The sequence below is a fragment of the Salinicoccus jeotgali genome, from assembly GCF_039538805.1.
GTDB lineage: Bacteria > Bacillota > Bacilli > Staphylococcales > Salinicoccaceae > Salinicoccus > Salinicoccus jeotgali.
Window position 1 is genome coordinate 71,601 of record NZ_BAABCK010000021.1, and the last position, 14,498, is coordinate 86,098.

The following is a 14,498-nucleotide window of genomic DNA, read 5'->3' on the forward strand; positions in this document are numbered from 1 at the left end:
TTATATTGAGGAGAATGATTATGAAAATATCAGAACTGCAAAATATATTTACCGGACTATCGCAGTTGGCGGCAAAAGAGTTCCCCGTCAAGACATCACTCAAGATACAACGGAATTATCAAAAGGTGCAGGATGCACTCAAACCGTCAGAAGAGGTGAATAAAAAACTTGTTGAACAGTACAAAGAATCAGATGACGGGCAAGGGGGTGTGACGCTAAAAGCCGAAACAGCTCCAGAGTTCCACAGAAAAAGGGCGGAACTCATGGATGAAAATGTGGAAGTAGAGCTGGAAAGCATCGGCACCGAGGAAATCGAACAAGTCGCAGAAGGTACGATCAAAACACAAACACTCATTCTATTGGATGAGATTATCAAGGAGGAAAAATAATATGGCAAAACTGACAGGTAAAGATACAAGGTACTTTGTAGCACGTGAAAAAGAAAGTAATCAAGAGGAATCTCTCGTCAGAGTAAATACATTCAACGGCATGACAAGTAGTGTGACAGAGTTTAGCCAAGCGGACGCATACAGCACATTTGAGGAGGCGAAAGGTATCAAGGATTGGCTCAACAGCGCCCCGCCGTTTATCAAGCAAGACTACGACTACTATGTCATTCAAAAAGATGAGGATGCCTTTCGATTAGACGATACAGGCAATCGAGTAACTGGAGACCCTACACCGTAGAGGTCTCTTTTTTATGTCTAAATAAAGGGGTGATTAATATGTGCCCGAACATCGATGAAAGGATGGGTTTGATGCCGACAGAAGACAAAGATATTGCCATTAAGATATTTGATCGCTTAGGGCAGATTGACGGCAAGCTAAGTGGACTAGAACAGATACGGCAACGGGCAGATGATGCGTTTGACAAGTCTAACAAAGCATTCGATATGTCTGAACACAATGAAAAGAAGTTAAAGGAACTCAAGGTGACATTGAAATGGGTGGCTGGATTTACATCTGGAATATTAGTGCCGTTCATTATATTTGTGCTTGGGTTCATATTCACGTAATGAGAGGAGGTGAGACATGATGGAAGGCATACTATTATTCAGTGGTGTTATTGCAGGCATCACACTCGGCATCGTGGAGGTATTGAAACGGACGCAGCGCATGCCGAAGAACTATCTGCCACTGATCAGTGTCCTGATTGGTGCAGGGCTTGGCGCATTGACCATCTTCGTACCCGAATTGGGCGCGGAATTATCAATGGGTGGCAGAGTCGTTGCTGGGCTTATCAGTGGCTTGATGGCAACCGGCGCATGGGAAGTGGCGAGCAAACGAGAAGGGCAGACGCAAGGGCCTAGAAACGTAAGGAAATAAGGTGAGGCATCTCTTAACTGAGGTGCCTTTTTATTTTATATAAGGAGTGAGTGTAATGTCCGAAAAAGACAATAAAAACAAATCCAATCAAAAGAACTCCGATAAAGAAAAAGAAGTGTATACAGATCCGACCATCTTGAATAGTGATACTCAATTTGGTGGAGGAGGCAGTGCCGATGGCAGTAAAAAATAATCCGATTAAGTATCTGAATGATGACGGTTTCAGGATTACTTCAGACCCTAATAAATACTTTGAATCTTATGATCCCGACAAAGGCAAAAAACCTTGGGGGAAACGAGACCATTATGAATACGGCATGAATGTCGATTCCTATTGTGGCGGCTACCATAGAGCATATGATGTGTCTAAAAAGCATAAAGCACCGATTAAATCTGTCGCCAATGCGCTTGTTGCACCAGGCACCGGCTGGAATACATTTGGCTGGACGTTAGTATTGACTTTCTTTGATGCTAATGGCAAGCACTACCAGGTTATTTATGGTCACTTGGATCGTAATCCACTTGATTATTTGAAGATTGGGCAGAAAGTGAAGAAGGGGCAAATTGTCGCATATCAAGGCAACTCCAATAATATCAACGCAGATGATATGAACAGCCACCTGCACATTCAATTCCAGCCATACGGTGCGCTAGACGCAAAAGCGTTCACGTGCAATGGCATTGACCCTCTGAACATTAACGTGAGCAAGACACACGCCACACGACCGCCTAAAACGAAGACAGCTGCCAAGAAGACAAAGCCGAAGAAGAAAAACGGCAAAGTCATCGCACTCGATATCGGCCATGGTGTCGATACCTTCCCTGGTCGAGGCAAGGGCGTATTCAAAAATGGCAAAGGCTATGCGGAATTCACGTTCAATAATGAGTTGGCCAAAAAGACGAAACAGATCCTGGAGCATAACGGCTTCACAGTCATCATGGCGCAGCCGTTCGATGGCAAAGACGTGCCGTTGATGGACCGGACCAACTACTACGACAGCAAGCGTCCAGACCTCGGCATATCATTGCACGCAAACGCAGGCAACCCTAATGTGGGCGGTCGCTGTGCATTCTATTGGCATAGCAGTAAGCAGGGGAAAAAGTTTGCGACTAATATCATCAACAACATGATTAATAAAGGGTATGGCATACACGGTAATGGCCTGCACGCCTCTCAGTATAATTCATGGACCAATCTTCACATGATCCGTGAGTGTACGACATTCCCTATGGTATTAGTCGAACATGGTTTCATGACAAACAACTTGGATTTCCCATTGATTTTTGGCAACAGACAGAATCAATATATCGAGGATATGGCGGACTGTGATGTGAAGGCGGTATGCGACTACTTCGGTGTGAAATTCAAAACGCTCGACAGTAAAGTGGACGCACCTGTTGCGCCAGCAAAGCCGAAACCAGGCAAGAAAAACGATGCTAAATGGAAAACAAACAAGCACGGTACGCAATGGAAGAAGTTAAGAGGCGTTTGGATTAACGGCAATGAGCCAATTAAAAAACGTAAGGGCAGTCCGAAACTTGCCGCTAAATCCACTGGATGGATGAAGCCTGGGCAACGCTTAGACTATAGAGAGATTGCACGTTCTGATGGTCACATCTGGCTACTCGACTTGAAATCCGACCAGTGGGTTCCGGTCAAGAAATGGAATCCAGTCACTGGTGAAGTTGGCGATGACTGGGGTGCGTGGAAGTAGAGTAAAGTAAGAAAACACTATATGTGTATTGCAAACCTCCACAGTCTTTCTCTCTGTCCTGTGGAGGAGATACATAAAACCCCTATAAGATGAATCATTTTTGTACGAAAAGGGTATTTAATAATATAAGCTTTTGATAACGAAATTATGACATTTCGAAATTAGCACTAGAATACCAATCATATGTCGTGTAAAATGTGGTTAATTGTATTAAACTATATGTACAAGATAAATGTGTGAGTGTGCACACTAGGGGGAGAATCAAATGGCTACTAAAAGCTTTACTACAGAGTTTAAGTTTAATAGTAAGTCAGCAAGAGTGCTTGCCAGAGCATTGGAAGAAGAACGCTACCAAAAGGTTAGAGACACCAAAACAATCACGGAAGTGAAAAGCAAAGAAAGATTATCTTCAATAGTAGGTAGCTTTTCTAAATAATGGCATTAGAAGTAGTACCCTTGATGCAAATTCTTGATGAGCATGGTGAAGAGGTAGCGCAAACCATCCTTAACACGTTTGAAAGCATCACAGTAAGCGGCAAAGACACTGCTCACGATGTGGAATTCTTTCTGAAAAGTAAAGCGATTGAGTTTTCAAAAGCTGGTATTTCTGCAACTCATCTTATTTTTGGATCATATAGAGGAGAATCTATATTAGTTGGCTATTTCGCAATAGCTAATAGACCTCTAGTCATCCCAAGCAGACATTATAAGAAGCTGTCTAGCGCTATTAGAGGTAAGATAAGGTTTGGTGGAGGAGTTGTGGAAGATAACTCAACTATCATTACAGGTTATTTAATTGGGCAGATTGCTAAAAACTATTCTGATGAATGCAAAAAAGCTAAGCTTATATCAGGAGTAGATATTTTGCAGAGTGCTTACGACCATATAATGAAAGCAAGCAATATAACCGGTGGGAGTATCGTTTATCTAGAATATGAAGATGTTGATTTTCTTCACAAATTCTATTCAGATTTTGGATTCACGAACCTTAAAGAATATACGACCAAAAATGGTTTGCAACTTGCGCTCAAAAAACTGAAATAGAAACCACCTCACTGTAGGTGGTTTTTTATGTTATAATCATCTAAAAGGGACACACTATGAAACTAAACATTATTGAGCACTACGTCATACTTAACCACAAACTGCAGCAAGCCATTGTATCTGGTGAAATCGACAAGTACCAATCGCTCTATTACACGATGGAGAATGATTTAATTGTCGATTACTACACAGATCTGAATGATGTACCAGGCGCCGTCGCAGGCATGCTGAATGCGATAGAGTTGAGTGAGACATTGTTGATATCTCACTTCGAATAGTAGACATAGTTAAAGCCACCCATGAGGTGGCCACATAATTCATCTTTTTGGATTTAAAAAACATTGTATATTTTATGATATGTTTTGCATCCCTTGAAAACACTGATTTCACAGTTTATATATTTAAGAGGAAATCGCTTATCAAGATTCCCTCCATCTCCGTACCAACCCCGCAACCATAAGGTTGCGGGGTTTTATATTAAGTTCACTTCAATAACGCAACAATTGATGTAAAGTTAATAAAGAACACATGACCGTACGGTCATGTGTTCTTTATTTGCCTTCTAGGAATTCTTCTTCTTCTTTGTCGCTTTTTCTGAAGTAGACGGCTTCGTCATTATTATAGTCTGCATTTGATGGATCATTATTCTTAACTTTCATCATGGAACGTTCGCCTGTATTTGTATCTACAATTTCAGTATCGTACTCATCACGTGGTTTGACGTTGGTCTGCTTCTCACTGGATTCATCTTGTTCGGTTTTTAATGAATCTGTTTCATCAAATCTTTCGAAAATGATGACTGCGCCTGCATCATAATGCTTCATGAAGTCATCTTTACTTCCTGCGTCAAACTCCAGTTGTGTCACCTTATCGTCGAAATCATTGCTCTCACTATCGACAATTTCCAATTCAGGGAATTTGTCTTTAAGATCTGCAAGATTCTGGTTTGAAATGACTACATACTATTTCAAGTCGATGTAGTTATCCAAATAGAGTTCTGCATCCTTCTCTGTTTCAAATGGTTTGTATTGATTTTTATACATATACAATGCCTCCTAAGTTTTACATAGTTATTCCCTTTGGTATGGTGTTCAAACTAAATTAGAGCGATTATGGATAATGTAGAGGGGATTTGTTATCTATGGACATTATAAAAAGCAGGAGAGAGGTTCTCCTGCTTTTTGGCAACTTATTTTTCCATGCGTTCGGCGTTCAGAAATACAGGACGTTTTGCCCTATAAGTTTTTCTCTTATATGATTTTGGTTTGAATAGATAATCTTCTTTATCGACATCATCTACACGTGTTTTAAGGTAAAATTCACCTTTTGTAATAATGGCAATCAGCACCGTCAACAAGGCAGCTAGAAGAGAAGCGAAAAAGGCTGCAGTGTTGGCCAGGAATGGCCCCATATAACCTAATGCCGCTACAGTGCCGAGTACGCTTGCGATGATCAATGATACTACCCCGACAGGGTTCCATTTATACAAATTGTCTTGTCGGGCTTCATAGAATGCAGGCCCGATCTTGAGCAGCATCTTAACGATGAGAGCATCGGTTATAAGAACAGACGCCCAAGCGAGGAGGAACACCCCCTGGAATGTAAGTGCTGCATCGAGGTGATCGACGATGCCACCAAGCATTAGTGCCATAGCAGTCATCCCGGCTACAACAATCCAGAATCTACGTCCCGGGGTGAAACGGAATACGTTTTCGAAGAAATTGGATAAGGATAGGGAACTGCTGTATATGTTCGTCACATTGATGCGAACTTGTGTAAGCATTGTAAACAATGCCCCGCCAATACCGAGGAGCTGTACTATATAGACACCAGGGTTTGGTTCTGCAAGTCTTACTCCGAACCAGATACCTAAGCCGCCCATTACTCCGTAGCAGAAAATCTGCGGGATGAATCCGATAGCGACCGATCCAAGCTTGATGTGTTCAGGTTTCAAGAACCGTGCATAATCGGAAGCGAGTAGGGCAGTGAGCCCCATGATACCATGTTGCATACCAATGCACATCAAGAGTGCTGTGCCGCCTACTTGGACGCCTTCAGGCATGTATGTCCAGAATGCCCCATCATAAAGTGATGTTGTAAAGAGAGCGACTGTAATTGCGCCAATCAAAAAGGCGAAAAATATAGGCAGAGACCATTTCTGCAGCTTATCCAATTGTTTGATTCCAAACCAGTTCAAAGGAATGACGAGGGAGCCGAATACCACAATCAACAACCACTTCGGTATGGCCGGGAAAAATTCGTGCACCGCGTAGACCAGTATCATCCCTTCAAAAGCACAATACATAATAAAGTTTGAAGCATATATCAAAGAGGTCAACGAGGCGCCTATGTAGCCAAATCCGCCACCTCTGGACATCAAGTTCACATTCATGCCCGATCGTGCAGATAGATAAGAGATGATTGTCGCCATGATACCAGCGACTACAATCGCATAACCTGCTGAGATAAGGGCGTTGATTGCACCAAATTGCAATGCCATTACACTGCCAAGCTGGAAATAGAAGATAGCAGTTGCAATCCCGAAGGTGATATTGGTTATGCTTAACCAGTCCATGTTCCGTTCTTTATAGGGAACTTTGTTCAGTGAGTAGTCACTTTCTTCGACATTATGAGTGTTCTGCTGATCTGTCACTTGCACAGATCCCATAAATATCCTCTCCATTCTTTTGAAATTTTATAATTAACCGACATTTATACTATATAGAAGATTGAATGGTATTTCAAACGCGTACACGGCTTTCAGAGGGTTCAATGTGATTTATTTCATATTTATACAGTATATAAAGTGAAATATTAATTGTATAATGTTTGAAAAATTAGTTTCAGAAACCATTATGAAAACACCGTGAAAACGTTGATAAGAGTTAGATGGCAAGGGTGTGAAATATTTAATACCAAGTTCTGTTTGACAATAATATCAAGGAGTTGATATAAAGCGAATGTATATCTAAATTTTTTTCATTTACAGCCTCTATATTAAAGAAAAATGATAGAAAAGTTGATAGGGGGAGAGAATTGAGGATTAAAGTGTAAATTTTACTCAAGTAAATTGATGAAATAACTTGAAAATAAAACAGAAAACCTTTAGTATATATATCAGGCGTTAAAAAACGTAATAATATTATCGCGGGATGGAGCAGTTCGGTAGCTCGTCGGGCTCATAACCCGGAGGTCGGTGGTTCAAATCCACCTCCCGCAATTTTTTTCTGTCTACATATAAAAGGTCCCGTGGTGTAGCGGTTAACATGCCTGCCTGTCACGCAGGAGATCGCGGGTTCAATTCCCGTCGGGACCGCCATTTTTTTGATTATATACAACTTAAATAGAGCAAGGTTCAGTAGCTCAGTCGGTAGAGCATGTGATTGAAGCTCACAGTGTCGGCGGTTCGATTCCGTCCTGAACCATCTTTAAATAATGGCGGTTGTGGTGAAGTGGTTAACACACCGGATTGTGGTTCCGGCATGCGTGGGTTCGAAACCCATCAGCCGCCCCATTTTTTAAAGCGGGTGTAGTTAAATGGTATAACCTCAGCCTTCCAAGCTGATGTTGTCGGTTCGATTCCGATCACCCGCTCCAATTTATTCCACAGTAGCTCAGTGGTAGAGCTATCGGCTGTTAACCGATCGGTCGTAGGTTCGAATCCTACCTGTGGAGCCATGGCCCGTTGGTCAAGCGGTTAAGACACCGCCCTTTCACGGCGGTAACACGGGTTCGAGTCCCGTACGGGTCATACTGAAGTGAGAACTCTCACTTCTTTTTAAATCTTGGACAGTTGGCCGAGTGGCTTAAGGCGCACGCCTGGAACGCGTGTATACGGTAACCCCGTATCGAGGGTTCGAATCCCTCACTGTCCGTTAAAACTTATTGATATAGCAACGTTTAAGGCGGACACGTTTTCAATACGTGTCCACTTTTTATTTTCTTCTATAAATTTTTCTTCATCATGTTTCCCTGAGCTGGTCTATGTTCATCGAGCGAATGGCTCTAAGTATAGTATTATGCTTCTTTATTCAGCAGAAGGGCTCAAGGTACAATTAAACTGTGAGATTAGATGTATCGACAACCATATCAGTCCTGTCACTGTACTCAAAAATTATGAGCTGGCCTCAACCTCATTTATGTACATCTGCAAAATATTATTCTACTTAGTATATTTTCTATGATTTTATGCCTTTTCTGTATTTGTTGCCGTTAGATTTAATAGAGGTAATGAGATGAGAAATTTATACTCTAATAGAATAACTTTGACTATAAAGAGATTAGTCATACCTGTCTAATAGGCTACTCATGCTATAAGACAAATTATACATAGATTATTCCGCGAAATGGATATTCAATTATACGTGGCATTATTCAACTTCTAGGTACAGTTAAAAGATTGCAAGGAGTCAGTCCCTATATTGCTTGGTTTAAACAAACAGAGTACTCGAAATGCGCCGTGTTGATCTAGACCATAGTAAAAGCCACTCATGAAGTGGCTTAATCTTATTCTTTCATTATTTCAATACGTTGTTTGTATTCTTCAGACACTATATCGTAATTCTCATCACTCAAACTCGGGATAATAATATCTACCCATTCAATATCGTCCGCATCACTATTTCGCAGTAAAAAAGTTACGTCTCCTGTCGACTTAACAGCACCTAGCATTTCAGACTGTAAACCACTGTCCATTAACCACTCGCTTTCTATTTGTTCGCCCGTGCTTGTAATAAGTGTTGTCTGGTTAAGATAAAAATCTCTTGGATCCTCCACAGTATTTTCGACTGTGTACTCGATAGTTATCATTTGTACTTCGTCTCCGAGTGAGTAACCTTCATCTTCAAAATACCATGCTGTATCTTCATCTAATTCCATGCCAAACACAACAGCGGAATTACGTGTAACAATTAGGCTACCTATTTCTTCAGTAACTTCTTCATCATTATATCCGTATATTTCTGTCAACCCATCCTCGCCGGCAAGTTCTTCGTTTGCCTCTGCAAGTGAATTTGGTTCCTCAACTTCATCAACCACTTCATCAACCTCGTCTTCAACTTCAGCAGCTTCTTCAGTAGTCTCTTCCCCAGTTGTTTCCTCAGTGACCTCTTCAGTTGGTTCGGATTTCTCAGTTTGTTCTTCTGTCGTTTCTTCAGCTACAGTTTCTTCTGACTGCTCTTCATCGGTCCCACAAGCACCAAGTAATAGTGCAGTGGCAAAGCCGCCAGTTAATAGATACTTTTTCATGATATGTAACCTCCTAGATTAAATTACATTTATTGTAACATAGGTTGCTTGTTGGCTAAGTTAGATTTCATTCATATTTTTTTATAAAGTTTAAATATCAATTTTATTTTAATTTAAGCATCGTTCGCTCAAACATATATTACTTATGCAACTCAAATATCAAATTCGAAAACTTAAAGATTCAACTAAATAGTGTATATGGAATTAAAAACACAGGCACACCCATTTAGGGTGTGCCTGTGTTTTGCAGTGTGTTTATCTGTATTGATTGGATGGGTTTTCGCCTTTTTCCAACTCTGCCTGATCTTCTACATCAGGGGCTCTACCTTGTGTTTCAACATGTTTAGCAAGATCTTTTGATTTCTCATCTCTATAATCACTTTGTTTGGCTTGGGCTTTTTCCTTCATCTGTTCTTTCTGTCTTTTGCCTTCTTCTGCCTTCTGCTCTGCTACTTCTTTCATCTGTTCCTGTTGGTTCTTATTTTCTTCTGACATGATCAAACACTCCTTTGTCTGTTCATTTAATTATTATTACCATATTATCCATGCTGTTAAACAATTACAGCATAATGAAATCAAATACGGGTAATTGAAAAGGACATTAAATGTATAATCCATCCATAATTTGGGTGCGATGGGGAGGATAAAATGGAAAGTCTGCTTACCTATATCATAAATAGTTTCGGTTATCTCGGCATCGCCTTTTTGATGGCTTTAGAAAATGTTTTTCCACCCATTCCTTCCGAAGTGGTGCTGAGTTTCAGCGGTTTCATGACGACCCAGTCAAACTTGAGCGTAGCTGGTGCTGCCATTTCAGCGACCATCGGTTCCGTCGGTGGTGCTACTGCATTGTATTACTTCGGAATATCTCAAGGCCAGAAGCGGATGGAAAAGGCTGTCGACAAGTGGGGGCATATCTTCCGTCTGGATCAGGAAGACCTCCGTAAATACAATGACTGGTTTAGTAAATATGAAATAGGGGCGGTCCTCGTAAGCCGCTTCATTCCCTTGATGCGCAGCATCATTTCGATTCCTGCAGGGATGGCGCGCATGAATATTCTGCTGTTTCTTGCGTTGACCACATTGGGTACTCTAATTTGGAATACGGTCCTTGTGTACTTAGGTGCTTCGGCCAGTGGCTCGTGGCAGACAATTGTCGAGTATATGGATATCTACTCAAAGATCATTTATGCCATTCTTATTGCAGTGGTGATTATCTTTATTTTTATATTAATAATAAGAAAAAAGAAATGATGATTTTATCACTTACTCGCCCATAATAATTTTAAACCTCCTAGTCAAAGGTATTCGCACGCGTATATTCTATCAGCATTTCCATGCGCAGCATGGCCAAATCGATTGGGACTTCAAAATAATTAGCAATATCTTGCGCTTCATATAATTTATGACGCATAATCAGCTTTTCCGGCATCATCAACAGCAATGCGAATTTCTCTGCTTCAGCCTCCTGCTTATAGTTGAAGGCATGAGGCATTACCTGCTGATTGGTGCAGTGGAGGAACATATGCCCAACTTCATGGCAAAACGACTGCCACATCTCGAAGGGGTCGCCAACCTTAATGGCGATGATATCTACCCCCTGCTTATTGTAGTAAAAACTTGTATGATCGTTATACATGATGTGTGCAGAGAACATAAAAGATAGGTGAGGGATGTTCAAGTCCAGGCTATCTGTAACGCAAGTATCAACCAGCTCGTTGACGACTTTTTCAATTCTCATAAAATCCCCCTTAAGGAACGTATGTTCGATTTTGACTTTAAAAAATATCTGACCACCTAAAACCCTTGTGGTCAGTTGAGCATTGTTTTAAATGCTGAAGTAGATTAAAAGCACTTTCTAGCGAAGACTAATCGTTATAATTCACTTAGAAAGCATTGCTTCTACTCATATTCACAGCTGCCTATGGCAGCAAGTTATTTCCCCTTGTTCTTCTTCTCAATCCAGAACTCCAACTGATCATTCAACAATTCCCTTAACTCCTGCTTGTCAGCTTCTGAAAGATTATCAAATCCCTCTTTATCAGAAAACATCAAAACATCTGTTTCATCGAAGAGATTCTCTTTTTCCTCCCTATCATTTCCCAGCAGGTAGTCGGTGGACACATCATGTAGTTTAGCTATTTTTACAAGCATTTCACTGTCGGGCTTTCGATGGCCATATTCATAGCTCGAATAAGTGCTGGTAGCTATGCTTAATCTACGGGCACTCTCGGCCTTAGTCCATCCTTTCTTTTCCCTCAGATGTATCAGACGGTCTTTATTCATGGCACTCCCCGCTTTCATAGATGTTGCTCACATGATAAGTATATGTCATTTACTCTAATAGAGAAAGTTATTTATACATAATGAGTAAATTATTTATTGACTTACTCATAAGGAGTATTATAATGAAAGTTAGCAGGATGCTTATTTTAATGGTCAAAAGTATATTTATTGTATTCGAAGCCATAGCAAGCAAATAAAATTTTTTGATTTAAATTTACTCACTAAGAGTAACTTATCAGCAGCTTACCTTAAACTAAATCGAAACGGAATATGCAGTTGTTTCTGGAAAGAAGTCACCGATGAACTGGTTGCTGAATAGATAACTGAAGAAATGAAGTAAGAAGAGTGGGGATGATTGCATGACTGGTTGGATCAGTCTACACCGGAGTATAGAGGATCATTGGCTTTTCCAGGAAAAACGAAAATTTTCTAAGTTTGAGGTTTGGGTGGATTTACTGCTGATGGTCAATCATAAAGACAACAAAGTGGTGTGTGATAATGAATTGATTCGAGTCAAGAGAGGACAAAGGATTACCAGTATACGCCAGCTTGGAGAACGTTGGGGCTGGTCGAGAACAAAGGTTGATGGCTTCCTGAAATTATTGGAGAGCGATGGGATGATACTTACAGAAAAGGACACCAAAAAGACGCTACTGACTGTCGTTAATTATGACGTCTATCAAAATGGAGATATACAGAAAAGACACAGGAAAGCATCTGAAAAGATACAAGAGGGACACACTGAGTGCGCACAAGTGACAGAAAGAAGCACAAACAATAATGACGATAAGGTGAATAACGAATTAATAATGAACAACAATGATGATAAGCAATATACATCCAAAGTCTACGAGGAACGGATTGGGAAGATATATCAAGCATATGAGTATTTCGGTTTCGGGGTAGTGGCTGCTGCTTTAAATGCACAAGTGGATGAATGGTTAAAAAGACATTCTCCAGAAATCATTATCGAAGCCATGAAAGAAACGTATGATGCAGGCAAAAAGCATCACAGCTATATCAACGGTATTTTATCCCGTTGGCAGGCTGATGGCTTGGATACTATAGAAAAAGTCAAAGCGGACAGACAACGGTTTGAACGTGCCAACCTAAAGCGCACGAAGCCTTCTTACCAACAGAGGCAGCGTGAGCGAATGGGTGAGGTTGCACCATCCTGGTTGAATGATGAAAACAGATCAAAATCGGAGGGAGCACCAGAATCAATCAAGACAGCTGGTGAGGATCCTGAAATTCAGAAGATGATTGCGGAATTCAGAAGCGACGGATAGGCGAGATGTTAAAAGAGCATATGTGCAATAACAAGAACTGCTTATAAAAGAAGTGTTTAGCCATTACAAAACTTGCTCGTATTTAATAATGGAACGATATATAGAAGAGATGCAGAATGTACAACTCAATCTGCAGAACGAGCGGGGGTGTCTCGTTTACTTAAACACTAATCAAATTTTAAAATGGGGTGTAGCTGAATTATGAAATATGAAACTGAAACATACTCAACAGAAAAGATTATGGATATGATCAATAGTTATCCGTACTATATCTCGAAAATAAAAGAATTGCGCGCGCAATATAAGTCAGACGTGGGTGGTGGTGCGACTGCCCAGTATGGTATCGAATCCGCCATGCCAAAAGCACAGGGTACCACCAGTGACCCGGTACACAATGAAGTTGAAAGACGGTTGAGGATGGATGCTGAACTATCCCGTCTTGAAGCGAAAGCACGATATATCCAGAATAGGTGGAGCCGTATTACAGACGAACGTATGGCGCTAGTCTTCAATCTAAGACTCGATGGCATGACGTACCAAAGCATCGCAGAAGAAGTTGGGGTGTCAACGACACGCGTCTACCAGATCATGAAGGATGCATGTTTGTTGATGAAGGACTGAAAAAGTTGAAAATGATGAAATTGTTATAAAAATGATGAGGATGTAGGGGGGACTACTGTAGAATTAAGGGTGGATAGAGAAGATGAAATGCTTGGCCGCACAACTTTTCTTCATTGACCTCGTTCTAAATACAGATACTGTGAAGACACTCATATGAGTGTCTTTCTTGTTTGTCGCCAAACATTAACGATCTTGAGTAGAACAATACACAAAAAGTAGGGGGCGTGAAGCGGTGAGGAGAAAAGTTTGAGGGCCAAGCTAGCTCTGATGATCTATCTGCATTACTGGAAAGAGCATTTTAAAGATATGGGTCTGCTGAGAAGCGGCCTCTTTTTTATGGAAAAAGGGGGTGGTCAATATGCGCTTGAATATAAGTGAAGGGGTGATTTGATGCCAGTAGATGAAAAAGATATCGCCATTAAGATATTTGACCGCTTGGGACAGATAGATGGCAAACTGAGCGGGCTGGAGCAGATACGGGAGCGTGCGGATGAGGCATATGACAAGTCTAATAAGGCGTTCGATATGTGCCAACATAACGAGAAGAAGGTGAAGGAGCTCAAGCTGACATTGAAATGGGCAGCCGGTTTTGCAGCCGGCATATTGGTGCCGTTCATTATATTTGTGCTTGGGTTCATCTTCATATAATGAGAGGAGATGAAAAACGATGGAAGGAATACTGTTGTTCAGTGGAGTTATAGCAAGCATCACACTTGGCATCGTGGAAGTGTTGAAACGTACCCAAAAGATGAAGAAGAATTTTCTGCCCTTGATCAGCGTAACAATCGGTGCAAGTCTTGGTGCCTTGACCACATTCGTGCCTGAACTGGGTGCTGAATTATCAATGGGTGGCAGGGTGGCCGCAGGGGTGATCAGCGGTCTGATGGCAACAGGTGCATGGGAAGTTGCGAGCAAAAGAGAAGGATTTACAACAGACACTCTGAAATAGGGTGTCTTTTTTATGCCGAAT

General features: G+C 41.1%; 21 protein-coding genes and 8 tRNA genes. 23 read left to right on the forward strand and 6 right to left on the reverse strand.

All coding sequences use genetic code 11. The features are described 5' to 3' along the window. Positions 1-20: 20 nt before the first annotated feature. From ABD734_RS05890 to ABD734_RS05930, 9 genes are all read left to right on the forward strand, one after another. Positions 21-389 carry a hypothetical protein gene (locus tag ABD734_RS05890; protein WP_344702354.1) on the forward strand — a complete coding sequence of 123 codons (369 nt, stop codon included), beginning with the start codon at positions 21-23 and terminating at the stop codon, positions 387-389. A 1-nt stretch (position 390) separates the two neighbouring features. After that, positions 391-687, forward strand: a complete 297-nt coding sequence (locus ABD734_RS05895; protein WP_344702356.1) for a hypothetical protein — start codon at positions 391-393, stop codon at positions 685-687. A 38-nt stretch (positions 688-725) separates the two neighbouring features. Next, a complete protein-coding gene (locus tag ABD734_RS05900; RefSeq protein ID WP_344702358.1) occupies positions 726-1,016 on the forward strand; it encodes a hemolysin XhlA family protein in 291 nt (96 codons plus the stop codon). 16 nt (positions 1,017-1,032) lie between these two features. Then, positions 1,033-1,326: a holin gene (locus ABD734_RS05905; protein WP_344702360.1), complete on the forward strand. Its 294-nt coding sequence runs from the start codon at positions 1,033-1,035 to the stop codon at positions 1,324-1,326. 55 nt (positions 1,327-1,381) lie between these two features. Beyond that, on the forward strand, positions 1,382-1,519 hold the full coding sequence (locus tag ABD734_RS05910; protein WP_344702362.1) for a hypothetical protein: 138 nt from the start codon (positions 1,382-1,384) through the stop codon (positions 1,517-1,519). Continuing rightward, positions 1,503-3,041: an N-acetylmuramoyl-L-alanine amidase gene (locus ABD734_RS05915; RefSeq protein WP_344702364.1), complete on the forward strand. Its 1,539-nt coding sequence runs from the start codon at positions 1,503-1,505 to the stop codon at positions 3,039-3,041. Before ABD734_RS05910 ends, ABD734_RS05915 begins: the two co-directional genes overlap by 17 nt. Positions 3,042-3,306: 265 nt before the next feature. Then, a complete protein-coding gene (locus ABD734_RS05920; RefSeq protein ID WP_344702366.1) occupies positions 3,307-3,477 on the forward strand; it encodes a hypothetical protein in 171 nt (56 codons plus the stop codon). Further along, positions 3,477-4,085: a hypothetical protein gene (locus ABD734_RS05925; RefSeq protein ID WP_344702368.1), complete on the forward strand. Its 609-nt coding sequence runs from the start codon at positions 3,477-3,479 to the stop codon at positions 4,083-4,085. Before ABD734_RS05920 ends, ABD734_RS05925 begins: the two co-directional genes overlap by 1 nt. A gap of 56 nt (positions 4,086-4,141) precedes the next feature. Next, complete coding sequence (locus ABD734_RS05930) at positions 4,142-4,363, forward strand: hypothetical protein (RefSeq protein WP_344702370.1); 222 nt, start codon at positions 4,142-4,144, stop codon at positions 4,361-4,363. Between the two features lie 273 nt (positions 4,364-4,636). Here ABD734_RS05930 and ABD734_RS05935 read toward each other — a convergent pair whose 3' ends face one another. Both ABD734_RS05935 and ABD734_RS05940 read right to left on the reverse strand, forming a co-directional pair. Beyond that, complete coding sequence (locus tag ABD734_RS05935; RefSeq protein ID WP_344702372.1) at positions 4,637-4,993, reverse strand: hypothetical protein; 357 nt, start codon at positions 4,991-4,993, stop codon at positions 4,637-4,639. A gap of 281 nt (positions 4,994-5,274) precedes the next feature. Further along, positions 5,275-6,753: a purine-cytosine permease family protein gene (locus ABD734_RS05940; protein WP_344702374.1), complete on the reverse strand. Its 1,479-nt coding sequence runs from the start codon at positions 6,751-6,753 to the stop codon at positions 5,275-5,277. Between the two features lie 478 nt (positions 6,754-7,231). Here ABD734_RS05940 and ABD734_RS05945 point away from each other — a divergent pair. The 8 genes from ABD734_RS05945 (at position 7,232) to ABD734_RS05980 (ending at position 7,960) form a co-directional block, all read left to right on the forward strand. Then, a tRNA-Met gene (locus ABD734_RS05945) sits at positions 7,232-7,305 on the forward strand. Positions 7,306-7,328: 23 nt separating this feature from the next. Beyond that, a tRNA-Asp gene (locus ABD734_RS05950) sits at positions 7,329-7,404 on the forward strand. Positions 7,405-7,437: 33 nt separating this feature from the next. Beyond that, a tRNA-Phe gene (locus ABD734_RS05955) sits at positions 7,438-7,510 on the forward strand. A gap of 13 nt (positions 7,511-7,523) precedes the next feature. Beyond that, positions 7,524-7,599: transfer RNA gene (locus ABD734_RS05960), tRNA-His, on the forward strand. 9 nt (positions 7,600-7,608) lie between these two features. Further along, positions 7,609-7,682, forward strand: a tRNA-Gly gene (locus tag ABD734_RS05965). 6 nt (positions 7,683-7,688) lie between these two features. Continuing rightward, positions 7,689-7,763: transfer RNA gene (locus ABD734_RS05970), tRNA-Asn, on the forward strand. A gap of 1 nt (position 7,764) precedes the next feature. Further along, positions 7,765-7,836: transfer RNA gene (locus ABD734_RS05975), tRNA-Glu, on the forward strand. 36 nt (positions 7,837-7,872) lie between these two features. Further along, a tRNA-Ser gene (locus ABD734_RS05980) sits at positions 7,873-7,960 on the forward strand. A 631-nt stretch (positions 7,961-8,591) separates the two neighbouring features. On the opposite strand, the gene ABD734_RS05985 is transcribed toward ABD734_RS05980, so the two are convergent. Both ABD734_RS05985 and ABD734_RS05990 read right to left on the reverse strand, forming a co-directional pair. After that, positions 8,592-9,332: a hypothetical protein gene (locus tag ABD734_RS05985; protein ID WP_344702376.1), complete on the reverse strand. Its 741-nt coding sequence runs from the start codon at positions 9,330-9,332 to the stop codon at positions 8,592-8,594. A 255-nt stretch (positions 9,333-9,587) separates the two neighbouring features. Then, positions 9,588-9,827 (reverse strand): hypothetical protein, encoded by a 240-nt coding sequence (locus ABD734_RS05990; protein ID WP_344702378.1) that lies wholly within the window; start codon positions 9,825-9,827, stop codon positions 9,588-9,590. A 153-nt stretch (positions 9,828-9,980) separates the two neighbouring features. Here ABD734_RS05990 and ABD734_RS05995 point away from each other — a divergent pair, with 153 nt between their 5' ends. Further along, on the forward strand, positions 9,981-10,586 hold the full coding sequence (locus tag ABD734_RS05995; RefSeq protein ID WP_344702380.1) for a DedA family protein: 606 nt from the start codon (positions 9,981-9,983) through the stop codon (positions 10,584-10,586). Positions 10,587-10,626: 40 nt separating this feature from the next. Here ABD734_RS05995 and ABD734_RS06000 read toward each other — a convergent pair whose 3' ends face one another. After that, complete coding sequence (locus ABD734_RS06000) at positions 10,627-11,073, reverse strand: ImmA/IrrE family metallo-endopeptidase (RefSeq protein ID WP_344702382.1); 447 nt, start codon at positions 11,071-11,073, stop codon at positions 10,627-10,629. A 194-nt stretch (positions 11,074-11,267) separates the two neighbouring features. Continuing rightward, positions 11,268-11,618, reverse strand: coding sequence for a helix-turn-helix domain-containing protein (locus tag ABD734_RS06005; RefSeq protein ID WP_344702384.1), 351 nt, complete (start codon positions 11,616-11,618; stop codon positions 11,268-11,270). Positions 11,619-12,079: 461 nt separating this feature from the next. Here ABD734_RS06005 and ABD734_RS06010 point away from each other — a divergent pair, with 461 nt between their 5' ends. From ABD734_RS06010 to ABD734_RS06030, 5 genes are all read left to right on the forward strand, one after another. Then, positions 12,080-12,907 (forward strand): DnaD domain-containing protein, encoded by an 828-nt coding sequence (locus ABD734_RS06010; protein WP_344702386.1) that lies wholly within the window; start codon positions 12,080-12,082, stop codon positions 12,905-12,907. A 201-nt stretch (positions 12,908-13,108) separates the two neighbouring features. Then, positions 13,109-13,528 carry a sigma factor-like helix-turn-helix DNA-binding protein gene (locus tag ABD734_RS06015; RefSeq protein WP_344702388.1) on the forward strand — a complete coding sequence of 140 codons (420 nt, stop codon included), beginning with the start codon at positions 13,109-13,111 and terminating at the stop codon, positions 13,526-13,528. Positions 13,529-13,774: 246 nt separating this feature from the next. After that, positions 13,775-13,906 (forward strand): hypothetical protein, encoded by a 132-nt coding sequence (locus ABD734_RS06020; RefSeq protein WP_344702390.1) that lies wholly within the window; start codon positions 13,775-13,777, stop codon positions 13,904-13,906. Between the two features lie 12 nt (positions 13,907-13,918). Beyond that, the gene (locus ABD734_RS06025; RefSeq protein ID WP_344702392.1) at positions 13,919-14,176 is read left to right on the forward strand and encodes a hemolysin XhlA family protein; all 258 of its coding nucleotides are present in this window, start codon (positions 13,919-13,921) and stop codon (positions 14,174-14,176) included. 19 nt (positions 14,177-14,195) lie between these two features. Next, entirely contained in the window at positions 14,196-14,477 is a 282-nt protein-coding gene (locus tag ABD734_RS06030) for a holin (RefSeq protein WP_344702394.1), read from the forward strand. Positions 14,478-14,498: the final 21 nt, after the last annotated feature.

Bases quoted from the DNA above. Each gene is read 5' to 3' on its own strand.
- ABD734_RS06005 (WP_344702384.1), bottom strand. From the start codon at position 11,618: ATGAATAAAGACCGTCTGATACATCTGAGGGAAAAGAAAGGATGGACT.
- ABD734_RS06030 (WP_344702394.1), top strand. From the start codon at position 14,196: ATGGAAGGAATACTGTTGTTCAGTGGAGTTATAGCAAGCATCACACTT.
- ABD734_RS06015 (WP_344702388.1), top strand. From the start codon at position 13,109: ATGAAATATGAAACTGAAACATACTCAACAGAAAAGATTATGGATATG.
- ABD734_RS06000 (WP_344702382.1), bottom strand. From the start codon at position 11,073: ATGAGAATTGAAAAAGTCGTCAACGAGCTGGTTGATACTTGCGTTACA.
- ABD734_RS05890 (WP_344702354.1), top strand. From the start codon at position 21: ATGAAAATATCAGAACTGCAAAATATATTTACCGGACTATCGCAGTTG.
- ABD734_RS05995 (WP_344702380.1), top strand. From the start codon at position 9,981: ATGGAAAGTCTGCTTACCTATATCATAAATAGTTTCGGTTATCTCGGC.
- ABD734_RS06010 (WP_344702386.1), top strand. From the start codon at position 12,080: ATGGTCAATCATAAAGACAACAAAGTGGTGTGTGATAATGAATTGATT.
- ABD734_RS05925 (WP_344702368.1), top strand. From the start codon at position 3,477: ATGGCATTAGAAGTAGTACCCTTGATGCAAATTCTTGATGAGCATGGT.
- ABD734_RS05910 (WP_344702362.1), top strand. From the start codon at position 1,382: ATGTCCGAAAAAGACAATAAAAACAAATCCAATCAAAAGAACTCCGAT.
- ABD734_RS05940 (WP_344702374.1), bottom strand. From the start codon at position 6,753: ATGGGATCTGTGCAAGTGACAGATCAGCAGAACACTCATAATGTCGAA.
- ABD734_RS05985 (WP_344702376.1), bottom strand. From the start codon at position 9,332: ATGAAAAAGTATCTATTAACTGGCGGCTTTGCCACTGCACTATTACTT.
- ABD734_RS05900 (WP_344702358.1), top strand. From the start codon at position 726: ATGTGCCCGAACATCGATGAAAGGATGGGTTTGATGCCGACAGAAGAC.
- ABD734_RS05895 (WP_344702356.1), top strand. From the start codon at position 391: ATGGCAAAACTGACAGGTAAAGATACAAGGTACTTTGTAGCACGTGAA.
- ABD734_RS06025 (WP_344702392.1), top strand. From the start codon at position 13,919: ATGCCAGTAGATGAAAAAGATATCGCCATTAAGATATTTGACCGCTTG.
- ABD734_RS05990 (WP_344702378.1), bottom strand. From the start codon at position 9,827: ATGTCAGAAGAAAATAAGAACCAACAGGAACAGATGAAAGAAGTAGCA.
- ABD734_RS05920 (WP_344702366.1), top strand. From the start codon at position 3,307: ATGGCTACTAAAAGCTTTACTACAGAGTTTAAGTTTAATAGTAAGTCA.
- ABD734_RS05930 (WP_344702370.1), top strand. From the start codon at position 4,142: ATGAAACTAAACATTATTGAGCACTACGTCATACTTAACCACAAACTG.
- ABD734_RS05905 (WP_344702360.1), top strand. From the start codon at position 1,033: ATGATGGAAGGCATACTATTATTCAGTGGTGTTATTGCAGGCATCACA.
- ABD734_RS05915 (WP_344702364.1), top strand. From the start codon at position 1,503: ATGGCAGTAAAAAATAATCCGATTAAGTATCTGAATGATGACGGTTTC.